We start from the raw sequence: 23178 nt of genomic DNA, 5'->3' as shown, positions 1-23178 counted from the left end.
GGAGCCACAGCGAGACCGCCGCACCACGGTGCCGTCAGCCGCACGGCACCGTGGTCGCGGTATGCCCCGGTCCGCTCCGTTCCGTCCGGTGCGCCACCGCGATCGGAGCGACCCGTACACGATCCGCATCAGGGCCGCTCGCGAGGGCACACGCATTGATATGTCCGTTGTGCACCGCTAGGGGAGGTCATCGGCCATGAGGGTGACGAAGGCACTGCCCTTTGTATCCGGCTCCTTTCCCGGCGCCCTGCCGCTGTCGCTGATCCCCCTCGCGCCGCGCGGACTGCGGGCCGCCGTCCTGGAGGCCGCTTTCCTGGCCGGGCGCACCCTCCTCTACCCCGTCGGCATCTCGCAGGAGCGGTACACGCCCGCGCCGGTGACCCGGGAGAAGGAGGGGACGGGCTGCCGGAAGCCGCCGGACGGGGACGCCGGGGACCGGGAAGCACAGGAGCGTCCGCCCGTGCTGCTGCTCCACGGCTTCATCGACAACCGCTCGGCGTTCACGCTGCTGCGCCGCTCCCTGGCGCGCAACGGCTGGCGGAACGTCCACGCCCTGAACTACTCCCCGCTGACCTGCGACATCCGCCGCGCCGCCGAGCGGCTGGCGGAGTGCGTCGACGAGATCCGCAAGGCCACCGGCCGGCACCGCATCGACATCGTCGGCCACAGCATGGGCGGCCTGATCGCCCGTTACTACGTCCAGCGCATGGGCGGCGACACCCGGGTCCGCACCCTGGTGACCCTGGGCACCCCGCACTCCGGAACCCGCGTGGCGCCGCTGATGTCGGCCCATCCGATCGTGCGTCAGCTCCGCCCCGGTTCCGATGTGATCAAGGAGCTGGCCGCTCCGGCCCCGCACTGCCGCACCCGTTTCGTGGCCTTCTGGAGTGATCTGGACCAGCTCATGGTCCCGGTCGAGACCGCCCGGATCGACCATCCCGACCTCGACGCCTGCAACATCCGGATCCACGGCCTGGGACATCTGGCGCTCTCCGCCCACTGGGAAGTGGCCGCCGCCGTCCGGGCCGAGCTGACCGCCGGAACGCGGCCGGCGCGGCCGGCGCGGCCGGACGGGAGGCGGTCCGCCGGAGCCGCCTGAGGGACGGCGGGGCCGGGAGCGGACGGCGCGGGCGGACGGCGGGAGCGGCCGCAGGACGAGAGCGAGGGCGCGGGCGCGGCAGCCGGACGGCGGCTTCCCCGCCGCCCATCGGTCGAACACATTTCGAACATCGGACCGGGTACCGGCCCGTAGTCCTCCGAAAGACGACCGAATGCCCGTTTCTCCGCTGCCCGAAACCTTCCGAAGATTGTCGCCGTCGCATACCGCCGGGTACAGTCGCCGCACTGCTCCGCCCCTGTCTCCGAGGCGAAAGAGAAGTTGGTGGTGAACGACCGTCACCTGTCGGGAGTCTCGACCCCCGCCGATCCCACTGCCGACTCCTCGTACGGTCCCTACGGCTCGCCCTACGAGCAGGCTCCGTACGACGCCCACGGGCAGCAGGACACCTCGTACGGATACGTCACCGGTACCTTCGCCCCCTACGGAAACGCCTACGGCGCCGATCCCCTCTTCGGACCGCTGCCGGGCGGCGAGCCTCCGGCCGCCGTCCCCCACGCCGCCCCGGGAGGCCCCGCGGACCAGGCCTGGGGGGACGACACCGGGCAGCACCCCGTCCACGACGGCTACGCCGACACCTGGACGCACGTCCCGGCCCAGCCCGCGGGCTCGCCCGGCGAGACCTGGGGCGGCGACACCGGACAGCAGCCCGTCTACGGCGCCTACACCGGCTGGGACGACTCCGGCGCCCACCCCGTGGCGGAGCCCGGCCTCCAGGGCGAACATCCCGGCCACTCCGGGGACGGCGCCTCCGGCCACGAGGCGGCGGACGCCGGGGACCCGGCCGACGCCTACGCCCCCGACGCCTACGCCGCCGACGACACCCAGACCTTCGAGCCGCTCCCCGAGCGGCCCGACGGCCCGGAGGGCCCCGAGGCCCCCGAGGGCCCGTGGTCGGCCGGGCACCCGGAGACGTCCGAACGGCCCGCGCGCCCGGCGGGCTCGCGCCGCCGCCGCTCCGCCCGGCCGAAGCGGTCGGCGCTGCTGACCGTCGCCGTGCCCTCCGTCTGCGTCATGGGGGTCGCGGCCGTGGCCGCCGCCTCCGTCAGCGACGTCGGCGACGAGGGGGAGACGACCACCCAGGCCGCCGCCGACACCTCCGCCATCAAGGCCACCGCGGCCAACAGCAAGCTCGACACCCAGCTCGCCGGGCTCTCCAGCGAGGCCGAGAGCTTCGCCGACCGGGCCAGCCGCACCCAGGAGCGCATCGTCCTCAAGGAGCGCCAGGAGGCCGAGCGCAAGCGCAAGGCCGCCGAGGCGGCGCGCAAGGAGGCGATGCGCCCCAAGTTCGCGCTGCCGGTGTCCCAGCCCGGACTCAGCGCCTACTACGGGCAGGCGGGTCTCAACTGGGTGTCCCTCCACACGGGCATCGACTTCCCCGTCAGCTACGGCACTCCGGTCATGGCCGCGACCGACGGCACGGTCCGGACCCAGTGGCACAGCGCCTACGGCAACATGGCCATCGTGACCGCGCCCGACGGGACGGAGACCTGGTACTGCCACCTGAGCAGCACCCGGATTCGCTCGGGCTCCGTCAAGGCCGGCGACGTCATCGCCTACTCCGGCAACTCCGGCAAGTCCACCGGGCCGCACCTGCACTTCGAGGTGCGACCGGGGGGCGGGTCGGCCATCGACCCCCTGGCCTGGCTCCGCTCCAAGGGCCTGGACCCGACCTGATCCGCCCGCTCTGATCCGCCCGGCCTGGCCCGGCCGGCCCTGCCGTCCCGGCTCCGCGGGCCCCGGGGAGCGAGGGACCGGCGGACGGCGGCGGCCCGGTGGCCCGGGCCGCCGCCGTCCGCGAGCCCTCAGACCTTCTCGACCGGCGCGTACCTCAGCAGCAGCCGCTTCGGCTTCTCGTCGCCGAAGTCGATCGTCGCCTCGGCGCTGTCCCCGCTGCCCTTCACGGCCAGGACCCTGCCCAGCCCGAAGGTGTCGTGGGTGACCCGGTCCCCGACCTCCAGCGACACCACGGGGCGGTCCTTCGCCCGGCGGGTGGCGAAGCCGCTCGGCCCGCCCCGCCGGGCCGCCGGCGACCGCGACCCCGACGACGAGAAGGACGACGACAGGGACGACGACAGGGAGGCCGCCGCGGGCGGCGCCCCCGCCGAGCCCGTGCGCCGCCACCGCACGTACTGCTCCGGGATCTCCTCCAGGAACCGGGAGGGCGGGTTGTAGGAGGGCTGACCCCAGGCGCTGCGCATCGACGAGCGGGTGAGGTAGAGCCTCTCGCGGGCCCGGGTGATGCCCACGTACGCCAGCCGCCGCTCCTCCTCCAGCTCCTTGGTGTTGCCCAGGGTCCGCAGGTGCGGGAAGACGCCGTCCTCCATGCCGGTCAGGAAGACGACCGGGAACTCCAGACCCTTGGCCGTGTGCAGCGTCATCAGCGTGACGACGCCCGCGCCGTCGGGGTCCTCGTCGGGGATCTGGTCGGAGTCGGCGACCAGGGCGACCTGCTCCAGGAACTCGGCGAGCGTGCCGGGGTCCTCGCCCCGCTCCTGCTCGAACTCCAGCGCCACGGCGGCCAGCTCCTGGAGGTTCTCCACGCGCGTCTCGTCCTGCGGGTCGGTGGACGCCTGCAGCTCGGCGAGGTAGCCGGTGCGCTCCAGGACGGCCTCCAGGACGGTGGCCGGCCCGGCCCCGGACTCCACGATCGTCCGCAGCTCCTCCAGCAGCGCGTTGAAGCGCTTGACGGCGTTCACCGAGCGGGCCGCCATGCCGTACGCCTCGTCGACCCGGCGCAGCGCCTGCGGGAAGGTGATCTTCTCGCGCAGCGCCAGCGCCTCGATCATCGCCTCGGCCCGCTCCCCGATGCCGCGCTTGGGCACGTTGAGGATGCGGCGCAGCGGCACGGAGTCCTCGGGGTTGGCCAGCACCCGCAGGTACGCCAGGACGTCGCGGACCTCCTTGCGCTCGTAGAAGCGGACGCCGCCCACCACCCGGTACGGCAGCCCGACGCGGATGAAGACCTCCTCGAAGACGCGGGACTGCGCGTTGGTGCGGTAGAAGACCGCGACGTCGCCGGCCTTCGCCGTTCCCTCGTCCGTGAGCCGGTCGATCTCCTCGGCGACGAACTGCGCCTCGTCGTGCTCGGTGTCGGCGACGTAGCCGGTGATGGGGGCGCCCGCGCCGGCTTCCGTCCACAGGTTCTTCGGGCGGCGGTTCTCGTTCCGCTCGATGACGGCGTTGGCGGCGGAGAGGATGGTCTGCGTGGAGCGGTAGTTCTGCTCCAGCAGGACGGTGGTGGCGTCCGGGTAGTCCTCCTCGAACTGGAGGATGTTGCGGATGGTGGCGCCGCGGAACGCGTAGATCGACTGGTCGGCGTCGCCCACCACGCACAGCTCGGCGCGTCCCGCGCCTTCCGCTTCCGCGTCGCCGTCCACCCCGACCAGTTCCCTGATCAGGGTGTACTGGGCGTGGTTGGTGTCCTGGTACTCGTCGACCAGGACGTGGCGGAAGCGGCGGCGGTAGTGCTCGGCGACGTCCGGGAACGCCTGGAGCAGGTGCACCGTCGTCATGATCAGGTCGTCGAAGTCCAGGGCGTTGGCCTCGCGCAGCCGCGCCTGGTACATCGCGTACGCCTGGGCGAGGGTCTTCTCGAACCCGTCGCTCGCCTGCGCCGCGAAGTCCTCCTCGTCGATCAGCTCGTTCTTCAGGTTGGAGATCTTGGCGCTGAACGACTTGGGCGGGAAGCGCTTGGGGTCGAGTTCCAGGTCGCGGCAGACGAGCGCCATCAGGCGCCGGGAGTCGGCGGCGTCGTAGATCGAGAAGCTGGAGGTGAAGCCGAGCTTCTTGCTCTCGCGGCGCAGGATGCGCACGCACGCGCTGTGGAAGGTCGAGACCCACATCGACTGCGCGCGGGGTCCGACCAGTTCCGCCACGCGCTCCTTCATCTCGCCCGCGGCCTTGTTGGTGAAGGTGATCGCGAGGATCTGCCCGGGGTGCACGCCCCGCGCGCCCAGCAGGTAGGCGATGCGGTGGGTGAGCACCCGGGTCTTGCCGGAGCCGGCGCCCGCGACGATCAGCAGGGGCGAGCCGGTGTGCACCACGGCCGCGCGCTGCTGCTCGTTCAGCCCCTCCAGCAGCGCCGCCGGGTCGACGACGGGCCGGGCCGCGCCGTCCCGGTAGTAGGCGTCGCGCGCCCCGCCGCCGGCGAAGGCGCCCGCGAAGAGGTCGTCCGGGACGTCCTCCTCCGGGGGCACGGACTCGTCGTCCGGCGGAGGCGGCGGCTCCTCGTCCCCGGAGGGTTCGAGGTCGGCCAGGAAACTGTCGTCGAAGAGGCTGCTCATCGTCGTACGAGTCTAGGCCGCCCCGTCCCCCGGAGGACGGCCCGCTCATAAGATGACCGGCATGACGGATGCCCCCGACCCCCGTTCCCGCCCCGAGCTGCGCGCCGGGCACGCCGACCGCGACGCGGTGGTCGAGCGGCTGCGCGAGGCCGCCGGCGACGGCCGGATCGACCTGGAGGAGCTGGAGGAGCGGATCGAGAGGGCCCTCTCCGCCAGGACGTACGGCGAACTGGCGGTCCTGACCGCGGACCTGCCCGGTCCGGAGGCGCCGGTCCCGTCGGCGGAGCCGGAGGAGGAACTCGTCCTCAGGACGGTCGCCGGGGAGATCCGTCAGGACGGCCACTGGGTGGTGCCCCGGCGGATCGTCGCCAAGAGCGGCATGGGACACATCCGGATCGACTTCACGCAGGCGGAGTGCCGGCACCGCGAGGTGTGGCTGGAGGTCGACGCGGGGATCGGCGAGATCAGGGTCGTCGTGCCGGAGGGCTGGTCGGCCCGCACCCACGATCTGAGCGTCGGGTTCGGCACCGTGCGGAACCGGGCCTCCGCCCCGCCCGCGCCCGGTATGCCGGTCCTGCGGATCACGGGCAGTTCCAAGGCGGGGACGGTCGTGGTGCGCCATCCCTTCCGCTGGCCCGGACGCCGCTCCCGCGACTGATCCGGCCGCACCCGGCCGGTTCCGGCCCACGGGCCGGAGCCCGGGATCCGTCCCCCACCGGGGCGGGGCGGCCGGTGCGCCGCGGCGGCCCGTGGGCGGGCCGCCGGGACTCCGCCGCCAAGGCGCGCGGCCCGCTCCGGGTCCACGGTCCGCGGTCCGCGGTCCGCGCCTGCGCGAACGTCTCCCGCGCGAACGTCTCCGGGGACGGCCCGCTTCCCGTGTCCGCGGACGACCCGGCCGTCCTCGGCCGTCTCAGGTGGGTCCTGCGCCCGGCTCCGCGTGAAGGAGCCGGTTCGAACCCCGGGGCGCCCGCCGGAACACGGTGTCCCCGGCCGCGGGTGCGGCCGGGGACACCGTGTTCCGGCGGGCGCCGTCCTCGGAACCGCTCAGGTCCACATGGTGGCGATGAAGATGTTGGCGATGGTGAGCAGGCCGATGGTGCCGAAGAGCGGTGCGGGCACCTTCTCCTCGTCCCGCTTGACGTAGACCAGGGCGAGGATCACCACCAGGACGGCCAGCTTCACGCCGATCTTGATGTGGTTGACCGTCTGGCCGTCGGCCTCGTTCAGCCCCACCAGGGCCACTCCGGTCACCAGCATGGTGAGGGCGCCGTGCAGCATGGCCGGGACGATGCGGGCCTCGCCGGCGCCCATCGCCTTCATCTGGGTCATGAAGCCGCCGAGCAGGGCGCCGATGCCGACGATGTGCAGGCCGACGAAGAAATGGGTGAGTGCCTCCATGGGGCGCGAGCGTAGCCGGGCGCGCCCTCGCACCCGGCAGGGAGGGTTCGCCTCCCGCCGCTTCCCCCTCCTCCTCTGTTGCCATCGTGCTTCCGGCTGTAGTACTTCTTATACATGAGCGAGCAGGTGCACAACAGGTTGTCCGTGGTGCGCGCGGAGCGGAAGGTCTCCCGCCGGCAACTGGCGGACGCGGTCGGCGCCCACTACCAGACCATCGGCTACATCGAGCGCGGCGAGTACAACCCGAGCCTGTACCTGGCCCTGCGGATCGCCGCCTTCTTCGACCTGCCGGTGGAGGCGCTGTTCTCACTGGAGCCGTTCAGCCCGCTCACCGACGAGGTCTACGGGAGGAAGAGAGCATGAAGGCCACGACGCGCTACGACCGGCGCATGCTGCGGCTGATGAACGACCCGCGCCACCAGGGCGTGCACGCCACCCGTGCGCGGCGCCGGGGCCTCGTCGCCGCGCACGTCGCCCTGACGGCCGCCTGGCTGGCGGCCCTGCTGTCCGTGGCCGACCACGGCTGGACGGCGGCCGCCGCGCTCGCCGCGGTGACCCTGGCGTGGTGCGTGGTCACCGGGATGCTCAACCTCGCCACCCGCGGTCTGCTGGAACTGCGCACCCGGGTGCTGGACGAGCGGCAGCTCGCCGAGCGCGGACGGGCCTTCGCCATCGCGCACCGGGCGTTCCTGGCCCTCCAGCTCGCCACCCTGCTCTGGGTGTTCCTCGCGTACCGCGGGGACGGGCAGGTCTCCGCCCGCGTCCTGGCCGGCACGGTCGTCGTCCTGCTGGCGACGCACTGGCTGCTCCCGCTGTGGTCCGCCGCCCTGATCGCGCGGGACGCCCCGGCCGAGGACGACTGACACGGAACCGGCGTACCCCGGCAGGCGCCGCCGCGGTTCACTCGTCCGGGTAACGGACCCGCACGGCACCCGCCGCACCGCCACCGGCGATCGGCCCCCGGCTGCCGGAACCGCGCGCCGGGCCGCCTCCCCGTAGGGCACAATTCCCTCCCACTGCCGATGCGTTGGCGGCTCGGGGAGAGCCGGGGAGAGGTGGGTCGATCTGTGGCCGCGGACACGGCACGGGACGGTACGGCGGACACACCGCCGGCGGGCGGCTCCAAGGGGACGACAGGCGGTTCCGCACGGCCGGCCGGGCCGGCGGAGGGCGCCGCGGCGGCCGGGCACGGCGGGAGCTGCGCCTGCCCCGCCTGCCCGCACGGGGTGCGGGAGAGCCGCCGGCGCGCGCTCGCCGAGTTCCGGCGGCGGCGCGACGAACTCGCGGCCGGCACCGGTGTGCCCGCCGCGCTCGCCCACTCCCCGGGGGCGTCCCGCCAGTGGGTCTCCGACGAACTGGCCCAGGCGGCGCAGGCCCTCGCCGACCGCACCCGTGCCGAGGGCGACCTCTGGCTGGGCGGGCTGTGGCGGCGCACCGTGGCCGCCGTCTGGGGCGCGGTCGCCGTGCTGCTGGCCGGCCAGGCGCTCACCGCGGCGTCCGGCGCGGGCTGGACGGCCGCGCGGACGGCCGGACTGCTCGCCGCGCTGGTGGCCGCGGGACTGCTCTCCGCTGCGGCCCGGCTGCACCGGGCGCGCGGCGGGGTGCTGGCGCCGGTCGTCGGCGAGGACAACCGGCTGTCGACCTCCCGCACGGTCGCCGCCGCCTGGGTGCTGCTGGTCTGCTACGCCGTGCTGGTCCTCGCCCTGGAGCTGGCGTTCGCCTCCGGCGCGGAGGAGCGGCGCCGCCTGCTCGCGGGCCTCGACCTCCAGCGCGGCGCCGGGCTGCTGACCGTCCTCGCCCTGTCCTGCGCGGTGGCCGTCGTGGTGCGGCGGACCGTGGCGCTGCGGGTGCGGGCGCAGCGGCTGCAGAAGGTGCGCGCCGACCGGCCGCGCGCCGCCGACCTGCTCACCGACGACAGCGGCCGCGGGGCCTTCACGGACGTGCAGTACGTGCTGGTGAGTTCGGTCGCGGTGGTCTTCGCCGCGGTGCGGCTGGGCCGCCGCCCCGACCAGTTGCCGGACCTGCCGTGGGGGCTGGCGCTGCTGGTGGTGGTCTCGGCCCTGACGTATCTGGCCGGGAAGTACGCCGAGGGCGGCCGTCCCGTCATCCTGTCGGTCGTCCGCTCCCGCGAGGCGGGGGACCTGGACGCGCCGATCCGCACCGGCGACGACATCGAGATCCGCGGATCCGGTTTCGTGCCGCCGGGCGCGGAGGGACCGGACCGGCTGGCGCGGACGACCGTGCGCATGGGGGCCGTCCACGTCCACGTGCCGCTGGTCCCGGTCGCCGGCGGGTTCGCCAACCCCACCGACACCGTGCTCGTCGTGCCCGTGCCGGTGGACGTCGAGCCCGGCCGGGTGGAGGTGCAGGTGATCACCGCGGCGGGCGTCGAGACCGGCCGCTACCCCATCGACGTCCTGGACTGAGCGGCCGGGGAGCGCCGGGAACGAACGGGCCGGGCCTCCGGCGGGGGGACGGCCGGAGGCCCGGTGGGGTGAGGGGACACCCCGTCACCGCCGCCCGGGGGCGCCGGCGACGACTCGCTCGCGGGTCACCCGCCGCGGGTCACTTGTAGGTGATGTCGGACCCGGAGTACAGGCAGTTCTTGCCGTCCGGGCCGGTGCTGATCTTGGTCGGCTCCTTGCCGGTGTTGTTGCCCTTGTAGACCTCGCAGGGCTTGATCTTCTTCTTGGAGTCGCCGACGATCGTGACGTTCCGCAGGGTGGCGGTGTCCCCGTAGTTGCCGTTGATGCCGACCAGGGACTTGCCGGGCGCGGTGACCGTCACGCCGTCGATCACGACGTGGCGCGTGTACTGCTTCTTGCAGTTGCCGCAGGCGCGCACCAGCTTGCCGAAGTCGGACACGGCGAAGTTCTTCACCGTCAGGGTGCCGGCGCCGTTGAACTGGAGGACCTTGTCGTCCGCCTTGCGGGCTCCGCCGCCGGTGACGGTGTACTTCGCGGAGGAGGAGGTGCCCTTGAAGGTGGCGGCGTCCTCGCCGACGTCCTCCCACCACACGTTCTCCAGCGTGCAGCTGCCCAGGCAGTGCACGCCGTCGGCGGCGGGGGCGCCGATGATGACGTTCTTCAGGACGGCGCCGTCCTTCAGGACGAAGATCGGGTCCTGGCCCTCGTCCTGCCCGTCGCCGCCCAGCTCGCCGCTGCCGTAGAAGCGCTTCATGCCACCGTCGCGGGTGCCCGAGACCTCGATGGTGGAGGAGACCGGCTGGGACCCCTTGGCGGTCGGCCACGTGACGGCCGCGCCCGCCGACGAGGTCAGCACGGCGCCGGTGGTGACCGCCGCCCCCGTCGCGGCGGCGGCGATCAGCGCGCCGACGGTGCGGCGGCGGGTGAACCGCCTCCGGTGGGAGCCGCGCTGATGGGTTCTCTGACTCATAAAGGGTCTCGTCTTTCGTGGGGTTGTACTTGCGCCCCTTGGTCGCCGCCCGCGCGCGAAAGGTTGCCGCCGGTCCGGAATTTTTTTTCCGCGTCCGCCTCCCGGCGGTCCCGCGGTCCCGCGGGAGCGCTCCCGCGCGCATTCCCCCGGAACAACTCCCGCACCACTTACGCAACAAAGTTGCGCAAGCGGTTACCATGCCATCGCCCCACGGCGGGGACGAGCACATCACACGGAGGCTCGCCATGGTCCTGGACGACGCGTCCGCCGAGTTCCACGAGTTCTTCGAGCGCCACCACGCCGAACTCGCGCGTCTGGCGCACCTGCTGACCGGGGAGACGGACGCCGCCGACGACCTGGCCGCCGACGCGCTGGTGGAGATCTGGCACCGCTGGGACCGGGTCCGCGGCGCCGACCATCCGGTCGCCTACGCCCGCGGCGTCGTCGCCAACATGGCCCGCTCCCGCATCCGCAGCGCGGTGCGCGAGAGACGCCGCCTCGACCTGTTCCGGCTCCACCGCTCCGAGCGGGTCCACGACCCGGACGTCGCGGCCGTCATGGACGTCCGGACGGCCCTGGCCCGCCTGCCCTTCCGCAAGCGCGCCTGCGTCGTGCTGCGCTACGCCTTCGACCTGTCCGAGAAGGACACCGCGCGCACCCTGGGCGTATCGGTGGGTACGGTCAAGAGCCAGACCTCCAAGGGCGTGGCGGAGCTGCGCCGGATGCTGGGCACACGGACCGCCGGCGAACTGACGGGGAGGAGGCGCTGATGGACGACCGCCTGCACGGCCTGCTGCGGGAGGCCGCCGAGGCCCACCGGCCGGACAGCGCGCGCATGTACGCGCGCGTGCGGCACGGCATGGCCACCGGAGCGGAGGGGGGCCGCGCCCGCCGGCGGACGTCCGGCCCGTCCTGGTCCTGGCCCCGGACCGCCCTGGCCGCGCTCGCCTCGACCGCGCTGCTCCTCGGCGGCGCCCACGCCGTCACCTCCCTGGGGCCCGACGACGGGACGGCCGACGAGGTGGCCACCGCGCCGCTCCCCCCGGACCCCGGTCCGACCGCGGGCGCGTCGCCGCCGGGCGGCGGGCCGTCCACCGGCGGGGAGCGCGTCGAGAACGGTCCGCTGTGGGCCCGGGGCTCCGTCGACCCCCACAGCCACGACTACTGGGCGCAGAGCAACATCGCCCTCGGCACCCGCGCGACCCTCACCGCGTTCGAGCTGGAGGTGCGGATCGCCCAGACCGGCGGCGTGCGGAGCACCGGGCACTGGAGGACCCTGCCCGCCTCCCACTTCACCGTCACCACGCGCGAGGAGGACGGCTCGCTGGTCTACCGCTGGACGCTGAAGGAGGGGCGGACCCTTCCGCCCGGGGAGCACGTCTTCGCCGTCCAGTACGACCACGCGGCCGGCACCCGCGACACCGGGCGCGACACCTACACCGCGACCGGCACGGCGCCGGACGGCGAGCACACGCTCCGCGGCTCCTTCCGGAGCCCGGCCGGGTGATCCCCGGGCCGCCCCAGCGGCGGGCCGGCGCCTCCGGCCGCCTGCGCCGGGCACGGCGGCAGGCGGGCCGGCCGGAAGGCGCGGCGCCTCACCGCGCCTCCTCCCGGTCCCGCGGGTGCCGCACGACCACGGCCTGCCCCACGCCGACGCGCAGGCGCAACTCCAGCGTGCCGTCGGACGCGCCCCCGCCGGCCGGGGGCAGGGTCCGCCGGCCGCTCAGCCCGAATCCGCCCTCCTGCCCCGTGCCGGCGCCTCCGCCCGGACGCTCGTGCAGCCGGTAGCCGCCGGCCCCCACCTCGACGGTCACCTCGACCTCGACGTCGCCGGGCACCACGACCACCGCCTCGCCGGCGCCCACCTCGACGGCCGTGCGGACGGTGCTCCCCTCCCCGAACTCCACCGCGGACAGGTCGAGCGTGGCCGACCCGCTACCCAGGGTGTACCGCTCGCCGATCCGGTCGGCCGCCGCCGGGCGCCAGTGCGCCTCGGTCCAGTCGGTGGTGATGTCCCTGGGCAGCGCCAGGGCGCCGGCCAGCAGCACGCCCGTGCACACGATCGCGGCGACCGTGCCGCCGCCCACCCGTCCGCGGAGGGCGCCGGCGGCCGTGCCCAGTCCGAGGACGCCCAGCGCGCAGCCGAGGCCGACGGCCAGGGCCGGTCCCAGCGGCTGCGACGGCCAGGCCGCGGCCGCGCCGGCCGCGGCGGCGACCACCGCGAGGAGGAGGACCGGGCCGCCGGCGGACGCCCGCCCGCGCCGCGCGGCGGACGGTTCCGGAGCCGGGGCGTCCGCCGGACGGGCTCCCGGGTGCGGCCCCGGGTCCGCCGGGACGGACGGGGCGTCCTCCGGCCCCCACAGGTAGCCGGTGTCGTACGGCGTTCCGTCCTGCCCGTCCTTGGTGAGCGGGCCGCGCCACCACGACGGCCCGGACGGGGCCGGCGGGGCCTTCGTCTCGGGGGGCGCCTCGGCGACGACCTGGGCCGTCACCGGGTCCACCGGCCTGCCCCCGGCCTCCTCGGCCGTCGCCCGGCTCCGCTGCCGCGACCAGTGCGCGGTGCCGGCCAGGGCCCCGGTGAGCACCAGGGAGAACGTCTGCGTGCCGTCGTCGCCGCGCCCCAGCGAGACCAGGAAGAGCCCGCAGCCGACGAGCGCGCACAGCACGGCGCTCAGCCCGGTGCCCTCCACCCGGCCCGACAGCAGCCGCCGCGCCTCGTTCTCGTCCTCGCCCTCCAGCGGGAGGAGCAGCCAGGCGAAGCCGTAGAGGAACAGGCCGAATCCGCCGACGACCGACAGCACGGCCAGCGGCACCCGGAAGATCACCGGGTCGAGGTCGCAGTGGCGGCCCAGGCCGCCGCACACCCCGGCGACGGCCTTGTTCCGGCGGCTGCGGACGAGCCGCCGTCCGGCCTCCGGCTCCGGCGCGGACTCGCCGCCGGGCGGCTGGGCGTCTTTCATGGGCTCCATGGTGACGTCCCGGTGGCCCGGCGGGCATCGGGGGGCGACCCGGAGGTGTCCCTGAGTTCTCGGGGGCGGATCAGGGACCGCCCCTGATGTTCCGGGCCGCGCGTCCGTGTGACGATCGGAGCATGACCGCCGCCGCCCCTCCTCCTGCCGTCGAGTCCCCGCCGCTGCGGAGGCTCTACCGCAGCGCCGAGGGACGGCTGCTCGGCGGGGTCGCGCGGGGGCTCGCCGGACACCTGGGATTGCCGGTGTCCTGGGTGCGGATCGTCTTCATCGCCCTGTTCATGATCAACGGCCTGGGCATCCTGCTGTACGCCGCCTTCTGGTTCGTGGTGCCGCTGGGCACGGGCGGGGTCGAGGCCGTCCCCAGGACGGGCCCCGACGGGAGGCGGCACGTCCGCAGGCCCGACAAGGGCCAGGTCATGCCCCTGCTGGCCCTGTGCGTCGCGGCCGTGGTCCTGGGCGTCAACCTCCAGTTCGGCGCGGCCAACCCCTATGTGTGGCCCCTGCTCGTCGCCGGTGTCGGCGTCGCCGTCGTCTGGCGGCAGGCGGACAACTCCCGCCGCGCCCGCTGGGCGGAGATCAGCCGGCGCAGGCGGCTGCTGCCCATCGCGCGCGGCGCGGCCGGGGCGCTGCTGGTCTGCCTGGGGATCACCGGGTTCGCCGTCACCCAGGGCCTGGGGCCGCATCTGGGCACGGTCCTCCAGGCGTCGCTGGCGGTCCTGGTCGGCATCGCGCTGCTGGCCGGCCCGTACCTGGTCCGCCTGGTGCAGGACCTGTCGGAGGAGCGGCTGATGCGCATCCGCGCGCAGGAGCGCGCCGAGGTGGCCGCGCACGTCCACGACTCCGTCCTCCACACCCTCACCCTGATCCAGCGCAACGCCGACAACCCCCGCGAGGTGGCCCGCCTCGCCCGCGCCCAGGAGCGCGAGCTGCGGGCCTGGCTCTACCGGCCGACCGGCACCGGCAGGGACGAGGGGGACGAGCCGGACACCCTCGCCGAGGCCGTGCGGAGGACGGCGGCCGAGGTGGAGGACCACCACGGGGTGCCCGTGGAGGTGGTCTGCGTCGGCGACTGCCCGCTGGACGAGAGGCTGGGGGCGCAGCTCCAGGCGGCCAGGGAGGCGATGGTCAACGCCGCCAAGTACGGTGGCGACGGCGGTCCGGTGCAGGTCTTCGCCGAGGTCGAGGGCCGTACGGTGTTCGTCTCCGTACGGGACCACGGCCCCGGTTTCGACCTGGACTCGGTGCCCGCCGACCGGATGGGCGTGCGGGAGTCCATCATCGGCCGGATGCGCCGCAACGGCGGCACGGCCGTCCTGCGCACGGCGCCGGGCGGCGGCACGGTGGTGGAGCTGGAGACGGAGAGGGCGGAAGCATGAGCGAGGAACAGCGCCGGGCCCGGGTGGTCCTGGTCGACGACCACCGGATGTTCCGCACGGGTGTCCAGGCGGAGATCGGGAACACCGCGGAGACGGGGGTGGAGGTCGTCGGCGAGGCCGCCGACGTGGACCAGGCGGTCTCCGTCATCGCGGCCACCCGGCCCGACGTCGTCCTGCTGGACGTCCACCTGCCCGGCGGCGGCGGGGTGGAGGTGCTGCGGCGCAGCGCCGCGCTGATGTCCGATCCCGAGCGTCCGGTGCGCTTCCTGGCCCTGTCCGTCTCGGACGCGGCCGAGGACGTCATCGGCGTCATCCGCGGCGGCGCCCGCGGCTACGTCACCAAGACGATCACCGGCGCCGACCTGATCGACGCGGTCTTCCGCGTGGCCGAGGGCGACGCGGTGTTCTCCCCCCGCCTGGCGGGCTTCGTCCTGGACGCCTTCGCCTCCACCGACGCCCCGCCGGTGGACGAGGACCTGGACCGCCTCACCCAGCGCGAGCGCGAGGTGCTGCGCCTGATCGCCCGCGGCTACGCGTACAAGGAGATCGCCAAGCAGCTGTTCATCTCGGTGAAGACGGTCGAGAGCCACGTCTCGGCGGTGCTGCGCAAGCTCCAGCTCTCCAACCGCCACGAGCTCACCCGCTGGGCCACCGCGCGCCGCCTGGTGTGATGCGCTGCCGTCCCGCCTTCCCGTTCGGAGTACCGGGCGCGCGCCTGTGACCTGCGCGGTCTCCTTCGGGTACCCGTCGCCGTTGCGGGCGGCCGGGGCGGTCGGCCTAGCGTTCGGGTATGAGCGAGAACACCACGGCGCCCACCGCGGCGCCCACCACCACCCGTGCCGTCGCCGCCCTGGCCCCCGGTCCCGTGGACGCGGAGACGTCCTTCGCCGAGATCGACCTCGATCTCGGCGCGCCCGGCCCCCACGACCTGCTCGTCGAGGTCCGCGCCGTCTCCGTCAACCCGGTGGACTTCAAGGTCCGCTCCTCCTTCGACGCCTCCGAGGCGCCCAAAGTGCTGGGCTTCGACGCCGCCGGGGTGGTGGTGGCCGCCGGCCCGGAGGTGACCGCCTTCTCCCCCGGCGACGAGGTCTACTACGCGGGTTCCATCGCCCGCCCCGGCGCCAACGCCCGCCACCACCTGGTCGACGAGCGGATCACCGGGCACAAGCCCGTGAGCCTGGACTTCGCCCAGGCTGCGGCCGTCCCCCTCACCACCATCACGGCCTGGGAGACCCTCTTCGAGAAGCTGCGTCTGACCCGGGAGAGCACCGGCACCCTGCTGGTGATGGCCGCCGCGGGCGGTGTCGGCTCCATGGTGGTCCAGCTCGCCCGGCAGCTCACCGGGGTCACGGTGATCGCCGCGGCGGGCCGGACGGAGTCCGCCGAGTGGGCGCGGTCGATGGGCGCCCACCACGTGGTGGACCGCCGCCGGCTGCGCGAGGAGGTGCGCGCGCTGGTCCCGCGCGGCGTGGACTACGTCTTCTCGCCGTTCTCCGCGGGGATGGTGGAGACGTACGCCGAGCTGATGGCCGTCCACGGACAGGTCGTGGCGATCGACGAGCCGGAGGGCCTGGACACCCTGCCGCTGAAGGCCAGGAGCCAGACCTGGCACTGGGAGCTGATGTTCACCCGGCCGCTGTTCGCCCCGGAGAGCACCGCCCAGCGCGAACTGCTCGACGAGGTGGCCCGGCTGTTCGACGCGGGCACGCTGAAGTCCACGCTCACCCGGCGGCTCGCCCCGATCACCCCGGAGAACCTGCGCGAGGCGCACCGGGCGGTGGAGGGTTTCGGCATGATCGGCAAGATCGCCGTCGCGGCGGAGTGACACCGGGGCGGCGCGGGAGCGGCGCGGGAGGGGCACCCAGGCGGTGCCCGCCCGCGCCGCCCTACATCCGGTCGACGGCGGTGAGGTCGATGTCGACGGCGAACGGGGCCGTGAGCGTCAGCCGGTCGCGGTGGACGCCCGTCTCCACGTACGCGCCGGTGTCCGGGTCGAGTTCGTGGACGTGGACGACCGGGCGGTGGCGCGTTCCCTCCTCCACCAGCCAGAAGTGCGGGATGCCCGCCCGGGCGTAGAGCTGCGGTTTGCGCTCGCGGTCGCGGATCGCCGAGTCGGGGGAGACCGTCTCGGCGACCAGGACGACGTTCCGGGCCGCGCAGCGGTCCGTGTCCAGGCCGCCCGCGGCCTCCGCGCGGACCACGAACACGTCCGGTTCGGGCGCCTGGCCGGGCCCGAGCACGACGATCGTCTCCCGCCGCACCCGCAGGTGCGCGGGGCAGGTGCGGCGGAGTCCGTCCTCCAGGAGTGTGTTGACCCGTGAGTGGTGGATGCTCTGCCGGGCGCGGAAGACGAGGCCGCCGTCGATGAGCTGGGTGTGGGACGGGAGTTCGGGCAGGCGGAAGAGGTCGTCGACCGTGAAGCCGCGGTACGGGGGCCGCAGCCACTCGGGGAACGGTTCGTCGTCGATGCCGTTCACGCTGTCCAGATCGTCCATGTCGCCATCGTGATCACGTTCCATCGGACGGCTCACCGGAAATGTCCGTTCCGCCACCCTCACGGGCGAACAACAGCAAGGGAATTGACGGGGTGGCGTACTACCGTCGTGCTCCGCGCGCCGTGTGCGTCGTTCGGGAGGGGTGGGATGGGCGGGATGGGCGGTACGGGGGGTTCGGTGGAGGAGCGCGTCGCGGAGGCGGTCCGGGCCGGGGACGAGGCGGTGTTCGCCGGACTCGCCGACGCCTGCCGGCACGAACTGCGGGTGCACTGCTACCGGATGCTCGGTTCCTTCACCGACGCCGAGGACCTGGTGCAGGAGACCCTGCTGCGCGCGTGGCGCGGACGGGAGGGATTCGCCGGCCGGTCCTCGTTCCGCGCCTGGCTGTACGGAATCGCCACCCACGCCTGCCTGGACGCCCTGGACCGTCCGGCCCGCAGGCGGGAGATCGCGGTGGCGGTGGACTCCTCCGGGGGCTCGGCGGACTCCGCTCCGGCCGAGGTCCCCTGGCTGCAGCCCTGCCCGGACGCGCTGCTGGACCTGGCGGCACCGGCCGACGGCGAACCGGAGGCGGCGGCGATCGCCCGGGAGACCGTCGAGCTGGCCTTCCTCGCCGCGATCCAGCATCTTCCGCCGCGGCAGCGGGCGGTGCTGATCCTGCGGGACGTCGCCGGCTGGTCCGCGCGGGAGACGTCCGGGGCGCTGGAGATGAGCGTGGCCTCGGTGAAGAGCGCGCTCCAGCGGGCCCGTGCGACGCTGCGGGAGAAGCTGCCCGAGCGGCGCGCGGAGTGGCGGGCCGCCACCGGCCCCGGCGAGGAGGAGCGCGCCCTGCTCCGGCGGTACGTCGACGCCTCCCGGCGGGCGGACCTGTCGGAGCTGGCCGCGCTGCTGCGCGAGGACGCCCGGCAGACCATGCCGCCCGACCGCCTGGTGTTCGACGGCCGGGCGGCGATCCTCGACATGTGGCGGCCCGTCCTGGAGGGCGACCGGGCCTGGGGCGAGTGGCACTCCGTCCCGTTCGCGGCGAACCGGCAGCCCGCGGTGGCCAACTACGTCCGCCGCCCCGGCGAGGAGGTGTACACCGCGGTCAACATCGACGTCCTGTGCGTCGTGGGCGGCCTGATCGCCGAGATCACCACGTTCGGCCCGGAGACGCTGCCCGCCGCCGGACTGCGTCTCACCCTGCCCCCCGGAGACGCTCTCATGTGACGCACGCCACACGAGGTGGCCGATTCCTTTCTCCGGCGCCGCCCGTCATACGAGCGACACCGCGGCAATACCGGCGAACGGTGACAGAAGACCGGAAAGGGAACGGGCATGGCGGAGAACACCGGAAACACCGAGAACACCGGAAACACGGGGAGCACCGGGAGCACCCAGGACACCGGTCCCACGCAGGCCCCGCGCCCCGACGAGCGGGTCAGGGCGCTGGACCGGCTGGTCGGCACCTGGCGGGTGACCGGCGGCGCGGAGGGCACCGTCGCCTACCGGTGGATGGAGGGCGGCTTCTTCCTGGTCCAGGACGTCGAGCTGGAGCAGTACGGGCAGCGCGTCACCGGTTTCGAGGTGATCGGCCGGGAGAAGCCCTTCGGCGCCGAGCGGCCGGGCGAGGACATCCGCTCCCGCTTCTACGACAGCCGGGGCAACACCTTCGACTACGTCTACGAACTCGACGGCGACACCCTGACCATCTGGGCCGGCGAGAAGGGCTCGCCCGCGTACTTCCGGGGCACCTTCGACGCGGCCGGCGACACCCTGTCCGGCGCGTGGGTCTACCCGGGCGGCGGGGGCTACGACTCGGTCATGACCCGGATCGGGTGACCCGCGCGGCGGCCCTCACATCCGGTCGACGGCGGTGAGGTCGATGCCGACATCGAAGGGGACGGTGAGCTTCAGCCGGTCGTGGCGGATGCCCGTGACCACGCAACTCCTGGTCGCGGAGTCCAGCTCGTGGACGTGGACGACGGGCAGGTCGTCCTCCCCGGTCATCTCGACGCGCCAAAAATGCTGGATGCCGGCCCGTGCGTACTCGTGGGGCTTGGTGTCGCGGTCCCCCTCCTCCGAATCCGGGGAGACCACCTCGACCGCGAGCACCACGTCCCCGGCCTCGTAGCGCGCCTGCCGGCGGCTCCGCACGGCCTCGGCCCGCAGCACGCACAGGTCCGGTTCGGGCGCGGTGCGGTCGGTGGGCACCACGGCCGTCTCCCGGCGCACCCGGCAGTGCTCGAGCACGGCCGTCCGCAGGCCGTTGACCAGCAGGTCGACGACCGTCGAGTGGAAATCCCGCTGCGGGCTCGCGAAGACCAGGCTCCCGTCGACCAGTCCGGTGTGCGGCGGGAGGTCCGGCAGGCTGAAGAAGTCGTCCACGGTGTAGCCGTCCTGTGGCGGGGCCGGCCACCGGCCGGTGGACGCACTGGGCGGCGGCTCGGCGGTCATGGTTCCTCCCGCGGGCGGGATTCTCGGCCGTACGCCCGGAGCGGCGAGCGGAAACGCCCGTGCCACCGCTCACAGGGGTGAGCGGTGGCACGGGCGTTGACCGATGGGGAGGGCCGGGTCAGGCGGTCACTCCCACTCGATGGTCCCCGGCGGCTTGCTGGTGACGTCCAGCACCACGCGGTTGACCTCGGGCACCTCGTTGGTGATGCGGGTCGAGATGCGGGCCAGGACGTCGTACGGCAGGCGCGACCAGTCGGCGGTCATCGCGTCCTCGGACGAGACGGGCCGCAGCACGATCGGGTGGCCGTAGGTGCGGCCGTCGCCCTGGACGCCGACGCTGCGGACGTCGGCGAGCAGCACCACCGGGCACTGCCAGATGTCGCGGTCCAGGCCGGCCGCGGTCAGCTCCTCACGGGCGATGGCGTCGGCCTCGCGGAGCAGGTCCAGCCGCTCCTTGGTGACCTCGCCGACGATCCGGATGCCCAGGCCCGGGCCGGGGAAGGGCTGGCGGTGGACGATCTCCTCCGGCAGGCCCAGTTCCTGGCCGACCATGCGGACCTCGTCCTTGAACAGCTTGCGCAGCGGCTCGACCAGCTTGAACGTCAGGTCCTCGGGAAGGCCGCCGACGTTGTGGTGGGACTTGATGTTGGCGGTGCCGGTGCCGCCCCCGGACTCCACCACGTCCGGGTAGAGGGTGCCCTGCACCAGGAACTCCACGGCGTCGTCGCCCCGGCCGGCCTCGGCGACGATCTCACTCGCGGCCTGCTCGAAGACGCGGATGAACTCCCGGCCGATGATCTTCCGCTTCTCCTCGGGGTCGGAGACCCCGGCCAGCGCGTCCAGGAAGCGCTTCTCGGCGTCCACGACCTTGAGCCGGACGCCGGTGGAGGCCACGAAGTCCTTCTCGACCTGCTCGGACTCGCCCTTGCGCATCAGCCCGTGGTCCACGTAGACGCAGGTCAGGCGGTCGCCGATGGCCTTCTGGACGAGGGCGGCGGCCACCGCGGAGTCCACGCCGCCCGACAGGCCGCAGATGGCGCGCTTGGTTCCGATCTGGGCGCGGATGGCGGCGACCTGCTCCTCGACCACGTTGGCGGCGGTCCAGGTCGGCTTCAGACCGGCGCCCCGGTAGAGGAAGTGCTCCAGGATCTGCTGGCCGTAGGTGGTGTGGGCCACCTCGGGGTGGTACTGCACGCCGTAGAGCTTGCGCTCGTCGTCCTCGAACGCCGCGACCGGCACCCCGTCGGTGGAGGCGGTGACGGTGAAGCCCTCGGGGGCCGCCGAGCAGGCGTCGCCGTGGGACATCCACACGGACTGCTCGGCGGGGGTGCCCTCGAAGAGGGTGGAACCGGGCCTGGTGACGGTCAGCGGCGTGCCGCCGTACTCGCGGCGGCCGGTGTTGTCCACGGTCCCGCCGAGCGTCTGGGCCATGAGCTGGAAGCCGTAGCACATGCCGAAGACGGGCACGCCGGCCTCGAACAGCGCGCGGTCGATGCCGGGCGCTCCCTCGGCGTACACGGACGAGGGGCCGCCGGAGAGGATGATCGCTTTCGGGTTCTTCGCGAGCATCTCGTCCACCGGCATGGTGGACGGCACGACCTCGCTGTAGACCCGGGCCTCGCGGACGCGGCGGGCGATGAGCTGGGCGTACTGCGCGCCGAAGTCCACGACCAGGACGGTGTCCGGGGCCTCGGGGGCTGCGGTGGGCTCGGCGGTGGGCTCTGATGCCACGGGGCTGGCTGCCTTTCGGCGTGGATCTGGCTGGGAAAATCCAGTCTACCGGGGGCGTGCACCCGAACGGCCGTCTCACCATCCGGTCCGGGTGGTCCGTCCCGGGACCGCGGGGGCATACTGGGCCGCATGTTCGCGCGGACCCAGTTCTGGTTTACCTATGGCACCGGCCCGGCCGGCCGCCATGGGTTCCGCTGCGTGAACGACTGACGACAAGCGACTTCCCAGGCGCCCCGGGCCGGCAAGGCCCGGGGCGCCTGTCGCGTTCCCGGACGCTGCCGGCCGGCGGGCCCGACTCCCAGAAGGGACGTACGACATGGCCACTCCGACCACGACCGGCACGGACGCCGCGCCCGAGGAGCGGATCGGACGGGACCGCGAGCGGATCGACGACCTGGACCGCCGGATCATCGCCCTGGTGCGGGAGCGCATGGAGGTCTCCGCCCGCGTCCAGCGGACGCGGATCGAGGCGGGCGGACGCCGGGTGAACCTCTCGCGCGAGATGGAGATCCTCACCCGCTACCGCGAGGGGCTGGGCAGGCCCGGCACCTCCCTGGCCATGACGCTGCTGGAGCTGTGCCGCGGACGCGTCTGACCCCTGCCGGCCGTCACGCTCGGTCATCACCCGTACGGCGCGTTACCGCCCCGGAGCCCCCTTCGTTGGACCGGACGACCCCAGAGCCACCCGGGCGCCCGGCGGCGGTGGGGGCACCGGAGCGATGAGACGCCGTCCTCCCTCGGGAGGTGAGGACCGGACGTTGTGGGACCTCGCTCCGGTGCGGTGACCGGACGGCAGGGGACAGCAGCCCGGTCACGACAGCGGTCGGTCCTCGGGACGCCGTGGACCGACCGCTCCGCGGCTCCGTCCCGTACACCCCGCGCGTCCCCGGCTCAGGCTCCCGCCGGTTCGGCCTCCGCGCCCGTCCCCGCACTCGTCTGCGCACCCGTCCCGTCCGGCTCGTCCGTCCCACGCCGCTCCGCGTTCTTCGGCGGCACGGCCGGGACCGGCAGCAGCGGCAGCCTCAGCGCGGCGAACGCGTCCTCGGGGACCACCGGGTTCCGGGGCGGTACGGCGGGCACGCGCACGTACCCGGCGCCCTGTTCGGGGCGGGGGTCGGCCTCGCCCTTGTTGGGCCACAGGGACATCGCCCGCTCGGCCTGGGCGGTGATGGTCAGGGACGGGTTGACGCCCAGGTTGGCGGAGACCGCCGAGCCGTCCACCACCGAGATGCCGGGGTGCCCGTAGAGCCGGTGGTAGGGGTCGATGACGCCCTCCTCGGCGGACGCGCCGATCGGGCAGCCGCCCAGGAAGTGCGCGGTCAGCGGGGTGCCCATCAGCTCGCCGACGTTCGTGCCCGGGAAGCCGTTGATCTCCTCGGCGACGAGCCGCGCGGCCTCGGCGCCCTCGGGGATGTGGTCGGGGTTGGGGGCGCCGTGTCCCTGCCGGGCCGTCAGCAGGCCCTTCCCCGGACCCCTGGGCTTGCGGTAGGTGGTCAGCGAGTTGTCCAGCGACTGCATCACCAGGCCGATGATCGTCCGCTCCGACCAGCGGTGGTTGGAGAGCGTCCGCAGGGCCAGGACCGGGTGGCGCAGGCACTGCGCGGCGAAGGCCAGCAGCCTGGGGGCGCGTCCGCCGTGCGGCACCTGGAGGACGGAGAGCACGCCCATCGCGTTGGAGCCCTTGCCGTACCGCACCGGCTCGATGTGGGTGTTCTCGTTCGGGTGGACGGAGGAGGTGATGGCGACGCCCTTGGTGAAGTCCAGCTCGGCGTCAGGCCCGTACTTCTTCCGGTAGCGGCGCCGGGTGGTCATCGATCCGACGAGGGCCTCGGAGTTGGTGCGGGTCAGCTCGCCCAGCCGGGAGGAGATCCGCGGCAGGACGCCCTCGTCGCGCATCCGGTGCAGCAGGGTCTGGGTGCCGTAGGTGCCGGCGGCGAGGACGACCTGCCCGCAGCGCAGCACCGTCCGCCT

Annotated in this window: 22 protein-coding genes; 14 read left to right on the top strand and 8 right to left on the bottom strand. The window is 74.0% G+C overall.

What is annotated here, in order from left to right; translation table 11 throughout:
• The first annotated feature begins 196 nt into the window (after nucleotides 1-196).
• Complete coding sequence (locus ABD358_RS24760) at nucleotides 197-1099, top strand: esterase/lipase family protein (protein WP_344633356.1); 903 nt, start codon at nucleotides 197-199, stop codon at nucleotides 1097-1099.
• Between the two features lie 285 nt (nucleotides 1100-1384).
• Nucleotides 1385-2794 carry a M23 family metallopeptidase gene (locus tag ABD358_RS24755; RefSeq protein ID WP_344633355.1) on the top strand — a complete coding sequence of 470 codons (1410 nt, stop codon included), beginning with the start codon at nucleotides 1385-1387 and terminating at the stop codon, nucleotides 2792-2794.
• A 128-nt stretch (nucleotides 2795-2922) separates the two neighbouring features.
• Here the strand turns inward: ABD358_RS24755 and pcrA are convergent, their stop codons facing one another.
• Nucleotides 2923-5403 carry a DNA helicase PcrA gene (gene pcrA / locus ABD358_RS24750; RefSeq protein WP_344633354.1) on the bottom strand — a complete coding sequence of 827 codons (2481 nt, stop codon included), beginning with the start codon at nucleotides 5401-5403 and terminating at the stop codon, nucleotides 2923-2925.
• 61 nt (nucleotides 5404-5464) lie between these two features.
• On the opposite strand from pcrA, the gene ABD358_RS24745 reads away from it, so the two are divergent.
• Nucleotides 5465-6061, top strand: coding sequence for a DUF1707 SHOCT-like domain-containing protein (locus ABD358_RS24745; protein WP_344633353.1), 597 nt, complete (start codon nucleotides 5465-5467; stop codon nucleotides 6059-6061).
• 386 nt (nucleotides 6062-6447) lie between these two features.
• Here ABD358_RS24745 and ABD358_RS24740 read toward each other — a convergent pair whose 3' ends face one another.
• Nucleotides 6448-6801, bottom strand: coding sequence for a hypothetical protein (locus ABD358_RS24740; protein ID WP_344633352.1), 354 nt, complete (start codon nucleotides 6799-6801; stop codon nucleotides 6448-6450).
• A 114-nt stretch (nucleotides 6802-6915) separates the two neighbouring features.
• Between ABD358_RS24740 and ABD358_RS24735 the strand changes: the two genes are divergently transcribed.
• The 3 genes from ABD358_RS24735 (at nucleotide 6916) to ABD358_RS24725 (ending at nucleotide 9227) form a co-directional block, all read left to right on the top strand.
• Nucleotides 6916-7164 (top strand): helix-turn-helix transcriptional regulator, encoded by a 249-nt coding sequence (locus tag ABD358_RS24735; protein ID WP_344633351.1) that lies wholly within the window; start codon nucleotides 6916-6918, stop codon nucleotides 7162-7164.
• Nucleotides 7161-7664 carry a hypothetical protein gene (locus tag ABD358_RS24730; protein ID WP_344633350.1) on the top strand — a complete coding sequence of 168 codons (504 nt, stop codon included), beginning with the start codon at nucleotides 7161-7163 and terminating at the stop codon, nucleotides 7662-7664. The genes ABD358_RS24735 and ABD358_RS24730 overlap by 4 nt, the downstream gene beginning before the upstream one ends.
• Before the next feature lie 204 nt (nucleotides 7665-7868).
• Nucleotides 7869-9227, top strand: coding sequence for a hypothetical protein (locus ABD358_RS24725; RefSeq protein WP_344633349.1), 1359 nt, complete (start codon nucleotides 7869-7871; stop codon nucleotides 9225-9227).
• Nucleotides 9228-9366: 139 nt separating this feature from the next.
• On the opposite strand, the gene ABD358_RS24720 is transcribed toward ABD358_RS24725, so the two are convergent.
• Complete coding sequence (locus tag ABD358_RS24720) at nucleotides 9367-10197, bottom strand: pectate lyase (RefSeq protein WP_344633348.1); 831 nt, start codon at nucleotides 10195-10197, stop codon at nucleotides 9367-9369.
• A 245-nt stretch (nucleotides 10198-10442) separates the two neighbouring features.
• Between ABD358_RS24720 and ABD358_RS24715 the strand changes: the two genes are divergently transcribed.
• Complete coding sequence (locus ABD358_RS24715) at nucleotides 10443-10967, top strand: SigE family RNA polymerase sigma factor (protein WP_344633401.1); 525 nt, start codon at nucleotides 10443-10445, stop codon at nucleotides 10965-10967.
• A complete protein-coding gene (locus tag ABD358_RS24710; protein ID WP_344633347.1) occupies nucleotides 10967-11704 on the top strand; it encodes a hypothetical protein in 738 nt (245 codons plus the stop codon). Before ABD358_RS24715 ends, ABD358_RS24710 begins: the two co-directional genes overlap by 1 nt.
• Before the next feature lie 88 nt (nucleotides 11705-11792).
• Here ABD358_RS24710 and ABD358_RS24705 read toward each other — a convergent pair whose 3' ends face one another.
• Nucleotides 11793-13157, bottom strand: a complete 1365-nt coding sequence (locus ABD358_RS24705) for a PspC domain-containing protein (RefSeq protein ID WP_344633346.1) — start codon at nucleotides 13155-13157, stop codon at nucleotides 11793-11795.
• Nucleotides 13158-13288: 131 nt separating this feature from the next.
• On the opposite strand from ABD358_RS24705, the gene ABD358_RS24700 reads away from it, so the two are divergent.
• The 3 genes from ABD358_RS24700 to ABD358_RS24690 all read left to right on the top strand — a co-directional run bounded on the left by ABD358_RS24700 (nucleotide 13289) and on the right by ABD358_RS24690 (nucleotide 16370).
• Nucleotides 13289-14545, top strand: a complete 1257-nt coding sequence (locus ABD358_RS24700; RefSeq protein WP_344633345.1) for an ATP-binding protein — start codon at nucleotides 13289-13291, stop codon at nucleotides 14543-14545.
• Complete coding sequence (locus ABD358_RS24695) at nucleotides 14542-15216, top strand: LuxR C-terminal-related transcriptional regulator (RefSeq protein ID WP_344633344.1); 675 nt, start codon at nucleotides 14542-14544, stop codon at nucleotides 15214-15216. The genes ABD358_RS24700 and ABD358_RS24695 overlap by 4 nt, the downstream gene beginning before the upstream one ends.
• A 119-nt stretch (nucleotides 15217-15335) precedes the next feature.
• A complete protein-coding gene (locus ABD358_RS24690; RefSeq protein ID WP_344633343.1) occupies nucleotides 15336-16370 on the top strand; it encodes a zinc-binding alcohol dehydrogenase family protein in 1035 nt (344 codons plus the stop codon).
• A gap of 61 nt (nucleotides 16371-16431) precedes the next feature.
• Here ABD358_RS24690 and ABD358_RS24685 read toward each other — a convergent pair whose 3' ends face one another.
• On the bottom strand, nucleotides 16432-17040 hold the full coding sequence (locus ABD358_RS24685) for a Uma2 family endonuclease (RefSeq protein WP_344633342.1): 609 nt from the start codon (nucleotides 17038-17040) through the stop codon (nucleotides 16432-16434).
• Nucleotides 17041-17196: 156 nt separating this feature from the next.
• Between ABD358_RS24685 and ABD358_RS24680 the strand changes: the two genes are divergently transcribed.
• Entirely contained in the window at nucleotides 17197-18249 is a 1053-nt protein-coding gene (locus ABD358_RS24680) for an RNA polymerase subunit sigma-70 (RefSeq protein ID WP_344633341.1), read from the top strand.
• A 108-nt stretch (nucleotides 18250-18357) separates the two neighbouring features.
• Nucleotides 18358-18861, top strand: a complete 504-nt coding sequence (locus ABD358_RS24675; protein ID WP_344633340.1) for a hypothetical protein — start codon at nucleotides 18358-18360, stop codon at nucleotides 18859-18861.
• Nucleotides 18862-18876: 15 nt separating this feature from the next.
• On the opposite strand, the gene ABD358_RS24670 is transcribed toward ABD358_RS24675, so the two are convergent.
• Together ABD358_RS24670 and guaA are read right to left on the bottom strand one after the other, a co-directional pair.
• Nucleotides 18877-19476, bottom strand: a complete 600-nt coding sequence (locus ABD358_RS24670) for a Uma2 family endonuclease (RefSeq protein WP_344633339.1) — start codon at nucleotides 19474-19476, stop codon at nucleotides 18877-18879.
• A gap of 126 nt (nucleotides 19477-19602) precedes the next feature.
• A complete protein-coding gene (gene guaA / locus ABD358_RS24665) occupies nucleotides 19603-21207 on the bottom strand; it encodes a glutamine-hydrolyzing GMP synthase (RefSeq protein ID WP_344633338.1) in 1605 nt (534 codons plus the stop codon).
• Between the two features lie 316 nt (nucleotides 21208-21523).
• Here guaA and ABD358_RS24660 point away from each other — a divergent pair, with 316 nt between their 5' ends.
• Nucleotides 21524-21802: a chorismate mutase gene (locus ABD358_RS24660; protein WP_344633337.1), complete on the top strand. Its 279-nt coding sequence runs from the start codon at nucleotides 21524-21526 to the stop codon at nucleotides 21800-21802.
• 296 nt (nucleotides 21803-22098) lie between these two features.
• Here ABD358_RS24660 and ABD358_RS24655 read toward each other — a convergent pair.
• Nucleotides 22099-23178 (bottom strand): GMC oxidoreductase (locus ABD358_RS24655; protein WP_344633336.1); only part of this gene is annotated, 1080 nt, incomplete at its 5' end.

The organism is Streptomyces glaucosporus (genome assembly GCF_039533345.1).
Taxonomy (GTDB): Bacteria; Actinomycetota; Actinomycetes; order Streptomycetales; family Streptomycetaceae; genus Streptomyces; species Streptomyces glaucosporus.
The sequence above is the reverse complement of the archived record's forward strand: the minus strand, read 5'-3'. Positions and strand labels throughout refer to the sequence as shown.